Here is a 16,402-nt window from a genome sequence, read left to right on the forward strand (position 1 = left end):
TCAACAGTAAAAAGACAAAAAAGACAGGGCAATAACATCCCCGCCTTATTCTGTCCGAAATTTATTCGTTTAGTATCTATCGACACCTTTCGATTTTAGCCTTTTACTTCGGCTGCCTTTGCTTTCGCTTTTTCTTCAAGTTCAGCCAATTCATCCGACAACTTTCCTGCAAAATCTCCGGCAGTCTGACTTAGTTTCTTCTTTCCGGCACGCACCTCTTGTCTGGCACGAACGCCCATTCTCAAAGCCTTACCTCTACCAACACTTACTCCGTGTCTTAATTTATCTTTTGCTTTCTCGGTTGCTTTATCCAAGTCATCATATAATTCGGCACGAGTTTCATCATCAACTAATTTAGTAGCTACGTATGCAGCCGCTGCACCAACAGCCAAGCCTAATAAAAAATTTCTCATAGTTCTGCTTTTTTATTTATTGATGTAAGGTCTACGACCTTTATATTTATCTATTTGTAAAGAACTGACACAGCAGACAGCTGTATCTTTCGTTATCCCTTTGTTGTTTGATTACATCAAATATATAATCATTTATTCAATAAACGGAATAAAACCCCAAAATGTTTAATTCAAAGCCTTTAATAAATCAAAAAAAACCTTTCGTAATACGAAAGGTTTTTATATATCGGCTGCTACATCTTATTTAAGTTTATCAGCTTCTTTCTTCAAATTATCTTTTGCGCTTTTTGCCGCATCTTTGGTTTTATCAGCAGCCTTTTCAGCTTCTGTTTTTACAGCATTAGCTCCACTTTTTACAGCGTCTTTACTCTTATCATAGGCTTTTTCAACACCTTCTTTTCCTTTACCGGCTTCATCTTTTGCCTTATCGAGTAAATCTTTAGATTTATCTGATGTTTCATCAATAACCTGATTAGCATCATTCACTGCCTTTTCGCTTCCATCTTCAATGGCCTTTCCGGCTGTATCAACGGCATCTTTCACATCATTTACTACATTTACTGAATCCGGATCTACAGCTGGCTGTTCAGTCTTACCTCCTCCACATGAGGCAAACGCCATTACTGCTACTACGCTAATCGCTAATACATAATTCTTTTTCATATACTTTATTTATTTTAAGGTCTCAGACCCATTTGACTTTCTTTCGAGTCATCAATTATTGATATTAAAATCCCTTTTGTCAAATTAAGATTCGGGTTTATTTTTCCGATCTATTTTAAAATAAACAACTTATATGAGTAAATGTTCAGAGAAAAACATACTCTAAAACTATAATTATACTGATTATAAATCATTTGCCGACCACAAATACATCATCGCCATAGTTATCCACAGCAGAATATTCAAACGGTAAAACGACTTTTCCCGAATAATCTAGAACACCCCATTTTCGGTTGACCGAAACTGCAATATATTTATTTGCATACGATTTGCCGACAAAGTCGTATTCAGCCGAACCTAGCTGATGCTTAGCTTTGTCTATAATTACCCACTTCCCATTTCTGAAAACCGCAAAAACAGAAGCTCCCAAATACTTTATATCGTCATATTCAAACGGTAACACAATCCGTCCGAAAGTATCAATTACTCCATAATGACGGGCTTTTGCTACTATCGCCATACGATCTTGAAACGAATTGCCTTCATCATATTCAAAAGGAATCACCACCCTCCCCTTCTTATCCAGATACCCATATTTTTGTTCTGCAAAAGCCATAATACGATCGTCCGAGAATTCGCCAATACCATCATACATACAACGGATCACTTCTCTTCCGGCAGTATCCACTACACCATATTGATTATCCCCGAATCGAGTCGAATCTTTCAAAACTTTTGCATAACCGTCACTAAAATCAAATATACGTTTATAAACAGGAGCTAAAACCTGCTCTCCCCTTATATTTATGAGTCCAAGTTTACCATTAATGGAATAGCGTAAATAATCTCCTACAAAAGTTTGGCTATCATCGAGCTGCACCTGAGGATTAATTTCCCTGCCATTAATATCAACGACTTTATATATGCCTTTTTGAGGTTGACTTATTCCTAAATAACCATTACCTAAGTCTCGGATTCGTTTATTTGTAAAAGCAGGAATCTCATTATTACGATAATCGATCATCTTTGTATTCTGTCTGAAAGAATCGACAGAAAACAAAAGGCTCCTGTCTCCGGAAAAAGGGACTAGTATATTATTGGAAAAAGGAACAGTAATATTGCCATTATTATCATACACTCCGCAAGTTATCGACTTATACGCCAAAAAGAAACCATTTGCAAGAGTAACAATACGGCTTTGATCAAACGAAATTATTACATTACCTCTAAAATCTATTACACCATACTTATTGTTGAGTTTTATAACAATACGGTCTGTTAAAATATCACGTATATCCTGGTATTTACACTCCAATATCTCCTTTCCTGAAGAATCGATTAAACCATAACGTTCGCGACGTATAACACGGGCGTAGCCGTTTTCGAATGGCAAAATTTTTTCATATATCAACGGAACAATAATTTCCCCTTCCAGATTAACAACCCCATATTTTTTAACGGATTGCGCATCTGTAAAGAATACAGACGCAAAGAGCAGAAAAATAAATAACACATATTTCATAAAAGAATATTTGCTGCTTTTTAAGGTCTCTGACTAATTTATTACTTTGGCAAGCAAACAATATAAGCTTGTTATAACTTGAAAACTTACCATTAAACACTTCTATATACTTATACTACAGACATAAATTATAAAAGGCATCTTAAATATGCCCAAATCAACCGGGATTTATTCTTTTATAAATACCGACTTTTTCCGATAGAACCTTCTATAATACCAATAAGAAATCCAGCCTGTAACTATCCCGAACATCAATCCGCAAATGACATCCAACGGATAATGCTTTCCTACATAAATACGACTGTAAGCTATAGCCAATGCCCAGACAAAGGCTATAAACGAATAATACTTGTTTCGAAAATACAAAGCAGAAAATAACGCCAGACAAATAGAGTTGGACGAATGTGCCGAAAAAAAACTATAGCTGGTCCCGGGATCTTCGAGCTGACGCATAATATCCTTAATCAGTGGATCATATCCCGGACGGGGACGCATAATCGCAATCTTCAGAAGATTGTTAACCAAGCTGTTCATTGCAACACCTCCCATCATAAATAAAGCAGCCCATTTGCCCCATGTCCGGTTGCGGTAAACCATGAACACAATAAGAGCGACACAGCACAATGCCCAGAATAAGTATGTACTGATAGCATACATCGGAAAATCGAGAGCCGGAGTATGCTTACCATTTAAAAACATAAATAAATCTCTGTCCCAATCGGGAAAAGTAAATTGCAATATCTGCATATATAGTTATTTCGGATTAGTAAGCTTTATATTTCCATGTTCGGAAGATAAAGATTGCTCGGGTGATTTAAAACCAATATAAATACGGGTAAAACCCAATCCCCTCAAAATCGGAGTCAATACTTTTATTGCATTCTGCCGGCTTTCCTGAGCAATACCCATATTCAGAGCGGATTCATACAAATGCTGTTCGGCATGAGCATAAGCATCATCTACAAGCTTGGCAGTCTCCCACAGTCCATACTCAATATTATATACTTTCGACCGCGAATGATCTACCTTATAATGGCAAATCTCAGGAACAGGCAATATAAGACTCACCGAATCTTTATCGGTAAAAATATCATCTTTTCCTAATTTTGTGAGATCCACACAAGCAATAACTTCTCCCGCAACCATCAACGATGCTTTTGAATTGGGCAGCCATGTGCGTTTTTTTTCATATTGTACGACGTCCTGAATATTATATTTCACGACTTCCAGATTCCCTAATTCTTCAATTTGCTGAACAACCACATCGTGTGTAACATATACTTTCTCCTCATTCCCCGACGATTTCAACAAATAAATGATGAAAGCAATCAACGCAAGTAAAACGATGATAAATAGTGCTATTATTGAAATTTTCTTCATAAGATAATTAATCCCGAATATAAAATAATTGTAAAACAAAACCTAAAGCCTTAAGTCTGAGCTTTGGGTATTCAAAGATATACAAAAATGATACCCGATTTGGAATCTGCTAATTTTAGGATTTATAATTTAACCTAAACTAACAGTTTATATCCTACCGCAATCATCTTATATATTTTAAATATATTCATACAAAATAAATAAAAACAATAATTAAATTAATTTAATTAATAAATAATTCAATTTTATTCAATGATTATAAGTAATATTGCAAAAACATATAATAAAAAAATGAAACTACCTTGTATTTGCCCAAGCTGCCAAAGCCTTCTGAAAGTAAGAAGTCTGAAGTGTGAACATTGCGAGACCGAAGTCAACGGATTATACGATTTGCCTGTACTGGCTCAATTATCATCCGAAGATCAGTTTTTCATTCTTAATTTTGTAAAGAACAGTGGCAGTCTCAAAGATATGGCGTCACTGCTGAACCTGAGCTACCCTAGTGTCCGAAATAAATTAGATGATATAATCCTTAAACTGAAAAACCATGAACAAGAATAATCTTTTTCAATTAATGCTCAATCCGTTTAATAAAATAGCCGGGGCAAAAGCTCTCTTTATCGGATTAGCCCTGTTGATCCTGACAATTATAATAGCACAACTACAGCACATTGTATTTATAGGAGTCATCAGTGTAAAGCTGATGCATCAACCTTTATACAATGCCTTTCTTCTCGCACTGACAGGATTCATCCTCTTTTCGTTACTTTTATTTATTATAGGGACTCTGTTAAGCAAGTCATCTATACGGGCTATTGATGTTGTAGGAACTCTTTGTCTTTCTAAAGCACCTCTTATATTTATTGCTCTCATCTGTAGTATCCCCATGGTTATGGACGGAACAATAGTTGTAACAAGCTCACTGCTCCCATCTGCAAACGTTGTCATGCCTTACACTCAAAATTATATCTATTTCGGGATATTTATCATTACCATACTCATTAGTATTATTTGGATGCTGATACTATCTTACAATGCCTTCAGTGTATCGTGCAACATAAAAGGAGCAAAAGCCGTAAGCGGATTTATTGCAGCCGTAATACTGACCGAAATAATAAGCTACATTATTATTGCATTACTCATATCTCCGGAACAGTTTATACCGAAAGATGAACTTCCTTCATCCGATAAAACCGAACTGCGAAGTAACATAGATTATTCTCAACTCAATGCTATCTCATTAGAAGCGGCACAAGCCCTAAAAGAGGGAAAATATGAAATGACATACAAATATTTCGATTCGGCTATGAAAAAAGCTCTTCCGATATCAGAGATTGAGCAAACTATGGCTCAGATCGAATCTCAATTCGGCAAACTGCAAAGCATCGGTACAGATATAAAAAACAGTCAATCGGGAAATTATAGATTCGTGTACATCCCCTGCCTTTTCGAAAAACAAAAAGCCTATATTCAATTCACATTTAATAATGAAAACCAGATTTCGGGATTCTTCATCAAACCTTAAAGTAAAGATATTGAAAACTAAAACAACAAAGCCTGCATTAATTCAAATGCAGGCTTCGGTATACATATATAATCTTCAAAAAAAGGGCTCCAGAATTAAACAAACCGGAAAGCTATCTTCTTTTTCTTCTTTTCCTTATTCAAATAATAGAATACCAATGCCGCAGTACCTGCCGCAACCGCAACAGTCGTCAATGCCAATGCTGTTTTCTTATCCATATCAAAGTTTTTTAATAATAAGCGGAAATTAATGACTTATCAAAACGTAACCGCATGTTCTACTTATAACAAAATCGACAACGAAGATCCGAAACATTCCTAAAAACGACTTACACCGCATCTTCCTTTGTAAATATACAAAATAAAACGATCAAACTTAGCAACTGCTTATTTTTTCGAGAATTCACAAAGCCGGAGTACTTCCCCCATCCACAGGCAAATTGACACCAGTAATGTAGGAAGCCTGATCGGATGCCAGAAAAACAATTCCGGCGGCAACTTCATCCGGCGATCCTATCCGCTTCATCGGAATAGATTCCTCACGCATCGCTCGAACCTCAGCTTCGCTTTTGCCGGTTTTTTTTGCGTCCGACGCTACAATAGATGCAATACGCCTTGTATCGGTACTTCCCGGCAAAACATTGTTGACAGTTATCCCGAAAGGAGCCAGTTCTCCCGCCAGAGTTTTACTCCACGAAGCCATTGCTCCCCTCACAGTGTTAGAGACACCTAAACCGGGAATAGGTGTTTTTACCGATGTGGATATAATATTCACGATACGTCCCCAATGTCTGTCTTTCATATAGGGTACTATCTGTTGAACAAACAACTGCGCCGTTATAATATGCTGACTGAAATAGGCTAGAAATTTATCGGGTTTTTCCGAAAAAAGAGGCGCAGGAGACGGTCCACCCGAATTATTGATCAATATGTCTATATTATTGCCCTTACTCAAATAAACAGACAAAGCCTCACTTGCTTTATACGGATCCGACAAATCAGCCACAATATAGTTATGTGTCTGATTTGAATTTATCACACTGAGTGACTTACACGCCTCAGACAAAGAGTCTTCATTTCGAGCCATAAGCGTTACTGATGCACCCGACTGAGCAAATAATTTTGCTACAGCCAATCCGATCCCCTGCGATCCTCCGCATAGCAGAACATGTTTTCCTTCTAAAGTTATATTCATATATACAATGTAAATCAAAGTTTTTCGAAAGTTACATATTGTTATTGTAAATAAACATTCGAAATCGGGATGAGATAGAACTCATTCAAAAAAAAATCTTAAAAAAATTCTTCCTTTATAATAGTTTTGAAACCGAATTTCTCTGAAAATTCAGGATAAAAGTCGATATGTACTAAAAAAACTAAATAAAATAGAGATATAAAACTGCTTTTTTTGAGAAAAAAAACTGTCCGACCGGTCGATCTTTTTATTACTAAAACATAGATTATTAGCGATAAACATAAAAAATAGCAGCGACTTACACATAATTATGTAAATCATTTGCAAATCTTTGTTCAAGTTGTAATTTTTTATATTACATTTGCATTCGAAAAGATAATTATTTACAATTTTTCGTCAAAACAGAAGGTAAAATGAAAAAAGTATTATTGTTCGCAGCAGTTGCTGCAATTTCAGCATCATTTGCTGCTTGTAACGGTGGTTCTAAACCTGCAGAAGAAGCTGCTCCTGCAGATACAGTTGTAGCTCCTGCTCCAGTTGTTGAAACTCCAGTAGATACTGCTGTTGTTGATTCAGCTGCTGTTGCTGCTCCTCAAAACTAATTTGGAGGATATACTCCATTTTAAGGATGAAACTCTTTAGGTCGCCTAAAGAGTTTTTATTTTTTATACATATACCTTTTGCTACAGAAAGGAATAGTGATAAAAAAGAGAGTTGTTATCTGTTAGATAACAACTCTCTTCTATTTTATTTAATCCGATATATCTAATCAGAATTTAACTCCATATCCCAATGCAAAAGTAAAGCAATCTGCATCACTGAATGTATACTTCATTTCGAGATTCACAAAAGTATTGCTGCTTAGATTGTAGCTACCTCCTGCTCCCAAATTGAAACCCCAGTTAGTAAAACTGTCCGATCCACGTTTTTCTCCGGCGATAGTCTCTCCAGAATAACGGGCATTTTGCATAGCGATACCTGCCAATGGATAAACCGACACCTGGTTGTCGACATCTAATACATAATGAACATTCAAGTTCAGATCCAGACCTGTAATTTTATTCTTAGGAAAAATAAATGACGCATCGGGTGCTATACGAATATGGTCTGCAATTACATAACGTCCTTGAGCACCAATAAGGAAACGACCAGGATCTGATTGTACACCTATGTGTCCGATCAATGATTTTTCGCCTTGTTCCGATTGTGCAAATACGCCCAATGTTCCTGCTAAAAGTGCAATGCTGAGTAATAATTTTTTCATATTGTATAAATTTTAATGTCTGTTTCGGGGGGTAAATCTAGTCAAATAAATGTGAATTCAGATTGCCCCCTCTTTTAAATTAACTAAAAAGGCTGATAAATTGTTCACTCCTCTATTATCTGCTGTTCCATAAAAAAAACTAACTATTTTAGTTAACAGCCGTTTATCTGGTTTCGGATAAACTAATTTTAAGTTATTTAAAATTTTATTATCTTTGACCAACCAGCAACACAAAAAAACTAACATGAAAAAGATTTTCTACATATTTTTATTCTCTTTTTTACTGACAGCATGTGGCAGCGATGATAACTATCCTGCACCAAATCCCGATCCTACCCCATCTGATTGGAATGGCGACTGGAACGACAAAAACGATAAAAACTACAAACCCGAAGGCTATAATCCCATAGAGGGAGAATGGCAAGCTTATTCGCTAAACGGAAAAGAGTATACGGATCATTATTATATCAAATTCAGTTCTGATTTGAATATGTCGGAGTCTAAAGTGAAACCGGCAGAAGATAAAGATCCTACATATCCAGATCTAAAGAAATATGTCATCAATAACACTGCATTCCGAGTAGGAAAAGATAATTTCTATAAATACAATATAAAAAATAATGTTCTTACTCTTATTAATTCTTCAAATACATGGTTACTGAAACCCTATGTGCATAAAGAATGGAGATGGGATGGAGACTGGAATGACCCGAAAGACTCTCATTATGCACAATATCAAGGAAAATATAATCCTATAAAAGGTGAATGGCAAATAACACACATAGATGGAAGTGAAACAACATCAAAATCAATTATAACTTTTACTGAAACATTTGAATGGATTAGCTCAATTAATACTATAACTAAATATTACATCAATGGAACAGGTATAAAACGTTTAAATGATAATTTAGCCTATAAATATATCATAGAAAATAATACATTAAGCTTACAACAAATATTACCTAAAAAAGGATATATTTATTTATATAAACGCATAAAATAAAAAAGAATATATCAAAATCTGTCATCCCGTGCTTGACACGGGATCTCCCCATAAGAAATATTAACGATCAGGAGATTGCGAAATAAGTCCGCAATGACAGATTGAAAAAAGATTTCTGATACTCTTTTTCTGAATCTTACATTTTTCTGATTAACCTCAACTTTGTTTTATTTCTACCAAGAGGATCATACCCTTCGATCGACGCTATATAATACAAATCGTTATTAAGCTTTACTAATTTCGCTCCATTTAATTGCTCGTATTCATCTGGAGAAAGGTAACATTCAATGTCTGTATAATTACTATCGTTAGGAGCAATTACATTAAAATAAGTTTGTAGTATTGAGTTCGGTTGATTTTTATAACTCAATGTTAAAGGATTTCTATTTTTCAAAAGATCTGACAATTGAGGAATAAATAAGTTTTGAGATTTATCACTATCTGTAAGTATATCATTAGTTTTCCATACATCTCCCAAATTATATAATATATTTTCATTTCTATACCAAAAGCGTTGAGCATAATTAGTATATTTTTTTTTCAACATATCTCTATAATCTTCGGTATCATCCCAAACTTCTTTATTAGAAATAATTGGAATTTGTAATTGCAGTATCAAGTTCCCATCTTTATCTGTCTGTGTTATTGTTTTAAACCAATTATAAGAGAAATTAGAAGTCTGATTTACGCTAGATCCATCCAGACTACCCGTTTCGATCTTTCCTCCTCCATTATCTTTTGTATCTATAAAACCTTTCTCTTCTTCATTAATTTTAAAACCGATATCAAATACAGCAGGCAGCCCCAACGGTTGGTTAGAACGTTTAATAATACCTGCTTTATTATCAAGATCAAGTACAGATGCAATATGAGTATTAACATGCTGCTGCTTTATATTCAATTCGAATGTATCATTATCAATTTGATTTAATTGAAGGTTAAATGCTTTACAAAAATTATCGAGCCATTCATCCACTTTTTGCTCAGAAGGTAAAAATTTCATCAGATTAATTTCACCTTTCTGAAAATTTGGAATATCCGTCCAATTCATAGAAGCAGTCCCTTCTCCATCTTTATTAATTGTTACCCATTCCTCATCTGTACGGAATGGTTCTATAGAAAGACGAAAATTCAAATCCTCGACTATCACGGGACCTACAGCCCTTTTTACACTATGTCCAGCCTTTCTTAAATCTCCGGCTTCTGATACCCAGCATACCGTCACACACTCACCCTTATCGAGCCATATGATTGAAGATGCCTGCCCCTCTCCTGTGATATTATTATCGGCTGACGATATATAGCTTATATCAGATATGGGAATATCTTGTATATCTGTTTTAAACTTATCCCTTAACTCTTTACCTATAACAACATCATAATCATCATCACTTTCCAATTCTTCGGAAACATATCCATGATAATGGTACTTATAAGGATTGTAATATGCCGAACATATCTTTTTATCCTGACTGAATGTTCTGTCCCAAGAATAACCATTTTTTATAAAAAGGGTATTAAAAGGTTTTCCCTCAGGGTTTCTATCATTAGTTCCGCTTCTATCCGTTTGACCGAAGTGTAAGCCATTGATTAGTTTATTATCAGAAGATGGATCGACAATCATAGGGCAATATTCCTGGGGATACCATTTCGGATAATTTTCAGGTTCATCCGTTCCGGTCTTATCATTTTGCGGTAAATTCGGTTTATCGTAGAATCCGGCTATCAACTTATTGTCAAATCCAAAATCGCCACTACCAAAATCTCTGACAACCTGGATTTCATAACGCTTCATACCAAAGTAGTTATTGTATTTAGAGTCTCTTCCAGTTCGGGTATTTGCCCAAGTCCTATCTGTATGTTTGTCATATCTTGATTCATTTTCGCCTCCTCTGTACAAAAGGACATCCGAATATAATTTTACTTTATAAAGTCCACTGGCAGGAATCCGGATTCTCAGATTTTTTTTAATGTATCTAGGGTTTCTTTCATCCGGTTCTTTATAATAAGTCATATTAGTTCCGGTATCCTGTATCTCAGAAAATTCCACATTGTGCGAGTTAAAAAGGTTGACTGTATAGAAATGGTCTCTTTCCATACTTGACTGAGAGATACTTCGTTCAAATATAGGATCATCTGTCTGATAATCACGTATACTTTTATAATTGCCACTAACACTCATCGTCCCTAAATCTCCCCAATTCCATTCCTGAGCATAATCGGTAGGATTACTGTATGACATATACAGATTTTTCAACCGTACATCATCAAAAGCAGTTCCACCAATATTTTGGGGCTTTCCTTCTTTATCCTTTAGTGTCTCGAATATCTTTTTGATGGTCTGCAGGCAATTAATAGAAGGAGGAAAATCTTCTATACCCAATCGTACCGTTTCGTCCCAAACATCTTTTGCCGAATAATTACCATTGGCATCTTTGGGTACTTTAGGCAGCAATCCGTACAATACATACGGAAAAATACAATCGGGAGTACCGGACTTTGTATTCCATTTGTTAAGGCTCGATACCATCTCTTTAAAGTCGATACTCCAAGTAGTTTTGAGCCCATTCATTTTGGTATCGCCGAAAAGCTCTTTTATAGTCTTTTTAGCAGGAATAAGCAAATTCCCTTTAAAATTACCATCCTTATCAATCTCACTCATTCTGAATTTTCCATCAAAGACAAGCACGGCATCCACATATAGTAAAGCATTGTAATCGTGATTAAACTTATCTTTCACTTCCTCTACATTGGCAAAACCGAATATCTCATCATTAATATTTGTTGACGGAATGGTTATCGAATAGCTGTATTGAGCATCCTTGGTATTCAGTTCAGCTGGTTTTATCAGTATCCTGTTGAGACGAATACCCAACTTTTCCGCATTGGCAATCTCACACAAGCGGTTATTTATATATAGTTCTATATTATTCATTGTATGCTAAAAGTTAAGTTAACAAAAATGTATTTAATGATATACTTTTTCTTTATAACGGACTTTGGTTGTTTTACTAGCCAAAGCTATAAATAGGTCTGCGGCCTTATCTGGGTAAGTCGGTATAATGGTATTTCATCTCTGCCTGAAACAGATCATCTTTTCTATTGTATTTCAAAGACATATCATCAATAACGATATATCTTTGCGTCCTTATTTCGTATACTGCCCGAGAAGCACTCATTTGCTGCAACCACTCCATACCATCGTAAGTCATTGGTGCACTTTGTACAATTTTCTGCGATTCAGCAACTTTATTGGTAACAGTCTCAATAGACGAAAATCTTCCCGACTGAGGAGTTATAGTCTTAAATATGGTTGTTGCTGTTGTTTTAAACTCGGTAGAATCCGTTCCGCTGAAATTCACACTATCCCATCCACCCCATTTATTAAGAAAGACAAAGTCATTAACAGTATATAGATATTCCGGAAACACACTGAAAGTCAAAGGCATTGAAATTATAGTCTTCGGCATACTCGAATTATAGCTTTCATTTTTGTGAAAAGCACATAAAAACACCTCTATTTCTCCAACCATCAATTCTTTTGAGCCGGCTACTGCCAATGGCAAAAAACGATCCAGATCGAGTTTTGCAGTATTTGCCGTTGTTAATTTCTGGATCTCAATTTTGTGTGATATATAATCCGAAATAAATTCACCCGACTGGGTATACATCCTGTAATACAAAGCTAAGTCCGGAAAATCGGTAGAGGGAAGTGCTTTCACCGAGAAATTTTCTGCTATAAAATTAAAATACTGTTCCTGCCCTTTGATATGGGTACGGTTGTACATGGAAGTCAAAGGTTTGACTTTCACGATCTCCTTTTCGGTGAAATCCTGAGAAAAATCCATCACATAGGCAGTACCATCATCACTTACTTTTTTCAAGTCATTTTCCACAAGCAGATCATCATAACCATTTATTACATACAAAGGATGGGAATAATAAAACACCTGATTACTGCCATTGATCTGTCTTCGGGCAACAACACGGAAAGAAGATACCGAGCCGCTATCAACCCAATCTGTATCGGCATTGAGAAATGCGGTAGAATAATCGGCTTTCTTATTCATGAGCGCATTGAGCTCAAACCAAACAGGCTGCCCGAAATACGATTTAGATAAAGTAGTCAGGAAAGTTCCGCTATTAGATATTTCTTTTTTATCATCACCAAGCACAGATTTGACATCACTATACAAATCAATCTCCACACGGGTATTTCCAAGGCCACGGTCTATGGAATCCGACGAACTACCTTCCGCGATTTGTTCTATTTTGATTATATCGTCTATATAATCCGTTTTTTGTTTATTCTCCTGATATTCTTCACCATAAAACAATTCGCACCGAAAGTTATACTGCGAACCGTACCCATTGGCCTTAATTACGATTATATTGCCATTATCGATCAAATATTCTCCGTCAGCATCTCCTACCGAAATATCAGGATTGATATACATTTCGAAATTATTCCTTAAATAAGGATTATTCCTCAGGCACAACAATAGGTTCTGAGCTGTAGACGTTATATCCGATCGATCAGTTGCATTTTCACTCCCCTCTACAACCAGAAAAGTATTGGTTCCCAGTTTATTCGGATTTCGTGTCGACTGGAACGAATATACGCTGTTTGTCAATCCCTCCTTAAAGTCAATTCGCATACCATTTTCATAATTAGCTAACCGCTCAACTATTATGCGTAACTCCATTTTTTGGTCGGGGTTACCACTCCCTACACTATCGAATGTTATAAAATTAGGATTACCCGATAAAGTAAGCTCTTTCGGTTCGGTAACTTGGGCAATCTCTTTGTTTGAATAAAATCCCATATTATTATCTTTTATTCTATAGATAAAAATATAGGAAACAGCAAGGGTGTCTTCCGAGAGGAAAACACCCTTTAATTAATTTTTTTAATCAGACCTTAGCTATTCTGTTTTTTTTCCTTGTTTTGTTCTATAAAATAAGCAGCCAGCAGACCTATTCCTCCGAATAAAGAAACACATGCGAAATAAATAACAGCAACCGTATTACTGATATTACTCTTGACATCATAATCGTATCTTGAATATTCAGGCATCATATTAGGAGTCAAAGTAGATTCAAGAATAAAGGCTACGATAAGTCCAAGACCGATCCCAATCATCAGCAAACTGGCTCTAAGAGGCCATAAAGAAGACATTTTGATATTAACATTACCCAAAATCGGTAAATTCAAATTATCCGATAAATGCAGATCTTTTTGCGGAGCATTAAACTGCATCTTCTCAATAATCATTATCCGTTCTTTACGGCGTGCATACAATTCAAACAAACGATAGATCCCTAAAACCATAACAGGAACAACTACCAAAGGAATTAAAATTTCCATATTTCAATATATTTAAAAGTTAGACATTCATTCGTTTGCTTATTTTGACGGACAGCATATAAAAAGGTTACAAAATCGAATAAAAAAATTTTCGGTTAAAATATATACATACATTTGTAACCTATCTCAACACCGTGCGTCTTATAGGCATGACCGACTTTGACGACATACATTACATCAACTGTATCCGAAACGGAGAAGTTAATGCTTTTGTACATATCGTTCGCCGATACCAGCGGATGATATATACTATTGTCGCCAAAATTGTCAATAATAATACCGATGCCGAAGATATTGTACAGGAGATATTTATCAAAGTTTACCAATCTCTGGATAAGTTCAGAGGCGATGCCGGATTCTCAACATGGTTGTACCGTATAGCATATAACACGGCCATTACTGAAATCAGAAAATCGCAAAAAGTGATTGCCGTGGAAGACAGCTATCTGAGTGCCGTATCAGATATGGAAATCAGCGATTCGATAGACGATATCAGCAGTGAAGAACGCCTGCAATATCTAGATCAGGTATTGAAAATGCTCCCGGCTGAAGAAGCCTTGCTCATTACGATGTTTTACCTCAACGACCATTCCATTCAGGAAATCGGAACAATTACAGGGCTTACCCTGTCAAATGTAAAAGTAAAGTTGCATCGTATCAGAAAATTTATGAATTTTGAAATCAATAAACTTATATCGCAATGAAACGAGCAGACGATAAGTTGAGAGATATATTTCTCGAAATCAGGACAGATCAGCCATCAGCCGGATTCGAAAGTAAACTGATGCAACAAATACAAACAGTTGCGGCAAAAGAGAATAAGAAAAGATCACGACTCAGAACAATATATAACACTTGTGCTCTCATAGGTGGTATTGCAGCGATTGTAATACTACCCTGTGTTTTATTTTATTTTTCGGGTATAGAGACAAATTTCTCGTTACCTGAAATAAACTATTCGATCAAAATGCCGGCAATAAATGTAAATCCTGTGTGGATATTAATGAGCCTATCGGTTCTGATTTTACTGTTGGCCGACATGTTTATCCGGAATTATCTGAAAAATAAAAAACACCACAATCTATAATCCTAGACTTTCCTCTCTTATTTTTATAGAAAAAGACCGATATTTGCCATAATATTTTATAAAAGATACATTCGATGCAAATAATTTAACAGGAGTTACACTAATACAACATTTATTTACAGAAATTGAAGATAGATTTGTGACGAACAAATCACTAACCAACAATTAATCTTTATGATGAAAATTTCTACACTACTTGCAGTGGCAGGCATAAGCATTGCCTCTACACAGATTGCTGATGCACAAACAAATGAATCACCCTGGACATTCGGCGTAAAAGCGGGAGCCAACATTGCAAACACCAGCAGTAAAAACGAATCAGGACGAATAGGCTTCAATGTCGGAGGAACAGTAGAGTATAAACTCAGCGATCGATTTTTTCTACAATCGGGGTTGGAATTTACCTCTAAAGGAAGTAAACTAAAGGAACAATCTTTCAATTTTTCACTACCTTATTTTGATTCAGGCGAATTGACATCAATTGATGACCTAGACTATGTCACATACACAGGTAAAGCAAAAGCATCTCAGAATCTGATGTTTCTTCAAATACCTCTCACCATTGGCTATAGGTTACCTTTAGCCGAGGATATCAATCTGACTTTCAACATTGGAGGATATGCCGGATATGGAATTGCAGCACGCTCAAAGTATAAAATAAATGGTACACTCAAATATCCCGATGGAAAAACAGAATCAGTCAATACAGAAACAACATACAAAAAATACAAGGAAACAGGGCTCGAACGTTTCGACTACGGGCTACTCGGAGGAATTGGTATAGAATACAAAAGATTCTCATTCAATGTTAATTACGAACTCGGATTAAGAAATCTGGATAAAAGTTCAGGAACATATCTTAACTATGGATATAGCAGCGGCTACAACAACCAATCAACCGGAGTAACTGCATATGAAGTTCCCAAATGGAAAAATCGGAATGTATCACTTTCAGTCGGATATAAATTCTAAAGACTCAG

General features: G+C 35.7%; 18 protein-coding genes. 7 read left to right on the forward strand and 11 right to left on the reverse strand.

Translation table 11 applies throughout. From position 1 onward, the window contains the following. Positions 1-95: 95 nt before the first annotated feature. From AABJ51_RS07845 to AABJ51_RS07865, 5 genes are all read right to left on the reverse strand, one after another. A complete protein-coding gene (locus AABJ51_RS07845; protein WP_026627840.1) occupies positions 96-413 on the reverse strand; it encodes a hypothetical protein in 318 nt (105 codons plus the stop codon). Positions 414-653: 240 nt separating this feature from the next. Next, positions 654-1,076, reverse strand: a complete 423-nt coding sequence (locus tag AABJ51_RS07850) for a hypothetical protein (RefSeq protein WP_026627841.1) — start codon at positions 1,074-1,076, stop codon at positions 654-656. Positions 1,077-1,266: 190 nt separating this feature from the next. Further along, positions 1,267-2,598: a WG repeat-containing protein gene (locus tag AABJ51_RS07855; protein ID WP_338375329.1), complete on the reverse strand. Its 1,332-nt coding sequence runs from the start codon at positions 2,596-2,598 to the stop codon at positions 1,267-1,269. Between the two features lie 168 nt (positions 2,599-2,766). Then, positions 2,767-3,345 carry a phosphatase PAP2 family protein gene (locus tag AABJ51_RS07860; protein WP_026627843.1) on the reverse strand — a complete coding sequence of 193 codons (579 nt, stop codon included), beginning with the start codon at positions 3,343-3,345 and terminating at the stop codon, positions 2,767-2,769. Positions 3,346-3,351: 6 nt separating this feature from the next. Then, on the reverse strand, positions 3,352-3,978 hold the full coding sequence (locus tag AABJ51_RS07865) for a DUF4230 domain-containing protein (protein WP_338375330.1): 627 nt from the start codon (positions 3,976-3,978) through the stop codon (positions 3,352-3,354). A gap of 291 nt (positions 3,979-4,269) precedes the next feature. Here AABJ51_RS07865 and AABJ51_RS07870 point away from each other — a divergent pair, with 291 nt between their 5' ends. Further along, positions 4,270-4,539, forward strand: coding sequence for a DUF2089 family protein (locus AABJ51_RS07870; RefSeq protein ID WP_026627844.1), 270 nt, complete (start codon positions 4,270-4,272; stop codon positions 4,537-4,539). Beyond that, complete coding sequence (locus AABJ51_RS07875) at positions 4,526-5,503, forward strand: DUF3887 domain-containing protein (protein WP_338375331.1); 978 nt, start codon at positions 4,526-4,528, stop codon at positions 5,501-5,503. The genes AABJ51_RS07870 and AABJ51_RS07875 overlap by 14 nt, the downstream gene beginning before the upstream one ends. Before the next feature lie 95 nt (positions 5,504-5,598). Here the strand turns inward: AABJ51_RS07875 and AABJ51_RS07880 are convergent, their stop codons facing one another. Both AABJ51_RS07880 and AABJ51_RS07885 read right to left on the reverse strand, forming a co-directional pair. Continuing rightward, a complete protein-coding gene (locus AABJ51_RS07880; protein WP_260204063.1) occupies positions 5,599-5,721 on the reverse strand; it encodes a hypothetical protein in 123 nt (40 codons plus the stop codon). Positions 5,722-5,905: 184 nt separating this feature from the next. Next, positions 5,906-6,697 (reverse strand): SDR family oxidoreductase, encoded by a 792-nt coding sequence (locus AABJ51_RS07885; protein WP_338375332.1) that lies wholly within the window; start codon positions 6,695-6,697, stop codon positions 5,906-5,908. A gap of 413 nt (positions 6,698-7,110) precedes the next feature. Here AABJ51_RS07885 and AABJ51_RS07890 point away from each other — a divergent pair, with 413 nt between their 5' ends. After that, positions 7,111-7,299, forward strand: a complete 189-nt coding sequence (locus AABJ51_RS07890) for a hypothetical protein (RefSeq protein WP_026627847.1) — start codon at positions 7,111-7,113, stop codon at positions 7,297-7,299. Between the two features lie 167 nt (positions 7,300-7,466). On the opposite strand, the gene AABJ51_RS07895 is transcribed toward AABJ51_RS07890, so the two are convergent. Next, positions 7,467-7,961, reverse strand: coding sequence for an outer membrane protein (locus AABJ51_RS07895; protein ID WP_338375333.1), 495 nt, complete (start codon positions 7,959-7,961; stop codon positions 7,467-7,469). 244 nt (positions 7,962-8,205) lie between these two features. Here AABJ51_RS07895 and AABJ51_RS07900 point away from each other — a divergent pair, with 244 nt between their 5' ends. Further along, the gene (locus AABJ51_RS07900) at positions 8,206-8,967 is read left to right on the forward strand and encodes a hypothetical protein (protein WP_051290887.1); all 762 of its coding nucleotides are present in this window, start codon (positions 8,206-8,208) and stop codon (positions 8,965-8,967) included. 136 nt (positions 8,968-9,103) lie between these two features. Here the strand turns inward: AABJ51_RS07900 and AABJ51_RS07905 are convergent, their stop codons facing one another. From AABJ51_RS07905 to AABJ51_RS07915, 3 genes are all read right to left on the reverse strand, one after another. Then, on the reverse strand, positions 9,104-11,902 hold the full coding sequence (locus tag AABJ51_RS07905) for a hypothetical protein (protein WP_338375334.1): 2,799 nt from the start codon (positions 11,900-11,902) through the stop codon (positions 9,104-9,106). Between the two features lie 106 nt (positions 11,903-12,008). After that, entirely contained in the window at positions 12,009-13,793 is a 1,785-nt protein-coding gene (locus tag AABJ51_RS07910; protein ID WP_338375335.1) for a hypothetical protein, read from the reverse strand. A gap of 95 nt (positions 13,794-13,888) precedes the next feature. Further along, the gene (locus AABJ51_RS07915) at positions 13,889-14,335 is read right to left on the reverse strand and encodes a DUF6249 domain-containing protein (protein ID WP_338375336.1); all 447 of its coding nucleotides are present in this window, start codon (positions 14,333-14,335) and stop codon (positions 13,889-13,891) included. 149 nt (positions 14,336-14,484) lie between these two features. On the opposite strand from AABJ51_RS07915, the gene AABJ51_RS07920 reads away from it, so the two are divergent. From AABJ51_RS07920 to AABJ51_RS07930, 3 genes are all read left to right on the forward strand, one after another. After that, positions 14,485-15,039, forward strand: coding sequence for an RNA polymerase sigma factor (locus tag AABJ51_RS07920; protein ID WP_338375337.1), 555 nt, complete (start codon positions 14,485-14,487; stop codon positions 15,037-15,039). Next, positions 15,036-15,422 (forward strand): hypothetical protein, encoded by a 387-nt coding sequence (locus tag AABJ51_RS07925; protein WP_338375338.1) that lies wholly within the window; start codon positions 15,036-15,038, stop codon positions 15,420-15,422. Before AABJ51_RS07920 ends, AABJ51_RS07925 begins: the two co-directional genes overlap by 4 nt. Positions 15,423-15,596: 174 nt before the next feature. Continuing rightward, positions 15,597-16,394 (forward strand): porin family protein, encoded by a 798-nt coding sequence (locus AABJ51_RS07930; RefSeq protein WP_035332303.1) that lies wholly within the window; start codon positions 15,597-15,599, stop codon positions 16,392-16,394. Positions 16,395-16,402: the final 8 nt, after the last annotated feature.

Source organism: Indolivaga capnocytophagoides (assembly GCF_036511535.1).
GTDB classification, from domain to species: domain Bacteria; phylum Bacteroidota; class Bacteroidia; order Bacteroidales; family Dysgonomonadaceae; genus Dysgonomonas_A; species Dysgonomonas_A capnocytophagoides.

What these genes read in the sequence shown, in the direction of transcription:
- AABJ51_RS07845 (WP_026627840.1), bottom strand. Translation starts at nt 413, where the DNA reads ATGAGAAATTTTTTATTAGGCTTGGCTGTTGGTGCAGCGGCTGCATAC.
- AABJ51_RS07850 (WP_026627841.1), bottom strand. Translation starts at nt 1,076, where the DNA reads ATGAAAAAGAATTATGTATTAGCGATTAGCGTAGTAGCAGTAATGGCG.
- AABJ51_RS07855 (WP_338375329.1), bottom strand. Translation starts at nt 2,598, where the DNA reads ATGAAATATGTGTTATTTATTTTTCTGCTCTTTGCGTCTGTATTCTTT.
- AABJ51_RS07860 (WP_026627843.1), bottom strand. Translation starts at nt 3,345, where the DNA reads ATGCAGATATTGCAATTTACTTTTCCCGATTGGGACAGAGATTTATTT.
- AABJ51_RS07865 (WP_338375330.1), bottom strand. Translation starts at nt 3,978, where the DNA reads ATGAAGAAAATTTCAATAATAGCACTATTTATCATCGTTTTACTTGCG.
- AABJ51_RS07870 (WP_026627844.1), top strand. Translation starts at nt 4,270, where the DNA reads ATGAAACTACCTTGTATTTGCCCAAGCTGCCAAAGCCTTCTGAAAGTA.
- AABJ51_RS07875 (WP_338375331.1), top strand. Translation starts at nt 4,526, where the DNA reads ATGAACAAGAATAATCTTTTTCAATTAATGCTCAATCCGTTTAATAAA.
- AABJ51_RS07880 (WP_260204063.1), bottom strand. Translation starts at nt 5,721, where the DNA reads ATGGATAAGAAAACAGCATTGGCATTGACGACTGTTGCGGTTGCGGCA.
- AABJ51_RS07885 (WP_338375332.1), bottom strand. Translation starts at nt 6,697, where the DNA reads ATGAATATAACTTTAGAAGGAAAACATGTTCTGCTATGCGGAGGATCG.
- AABJ51_RS07890 (WP_026627847.1), top strand. Translation starts at nt 7,111, where the DNA reads ATGAAAAAAGTATTATTGTTCGCAGCAGTTGCTGCAATTTCAGCATCA.
- AABJ51_RS07895 (WP_338375333.1), bottom strand. Translation starts at nt 7,961, where the DNA reads ATGAAAAAATTATTACTCAGCATTGCACTTTTAGCAGGAACATTGGGC.
- AABJ51_RS07900 (WP_051290887.1), top strand. Translation starts at nt 8,206, where the DNA reads ATGAAAAAGATTTTCTACATATTTTTATTCTCTTTTTTACTGACAGCA.
- AABJ51_RS07905 (WP_338375334.1), bottom strand. Translation starts at nt 11,902, where the DNA reads ATGAATAATATAGAACTATATATAAATAACCGCTTGTGTGAGATTGCC.
- AABJ51_RS07910 (WP_338375335.1), bottom strand. Translation starts at nt 13,793, where the DNA reads ATGGGATTTTATTCAAACAAAGAGATTGCCCAAGTTACCGAACCGAAA.
- AABJ51_RS07915 (WP_338375336.1), bottom strand. Translation starts at nt 14,335, where the DNA reads ATGGAAATTTTAATTCCTTTGGTAGTTGTTCCTGTTATGGTTTTAGGG.
- AABJ51_RS07920 (WP_338375337.1), top strand. Translation starts at nt 14,485, where the DNA reads ATGACCGACTTTGACGACATACATTACATCAACTGTATCCGAAACGGA.
- AABJ51_RS07925 (WP_338375338.1), top strand. Translation starts at nt 15,036, where the DNA reads ATGAAACGAGCAGACGATAAGTTGAGAGATATATTTCTCGAAATCAGG.
- AABJ51_RS07930 (WP_035332303.1), top strand. Translation starts at nt 15,597, where the DNA reads ATGATGAAAATTTCTACACTACTTGCAGTGGCAGGCATAAGCATTGCC.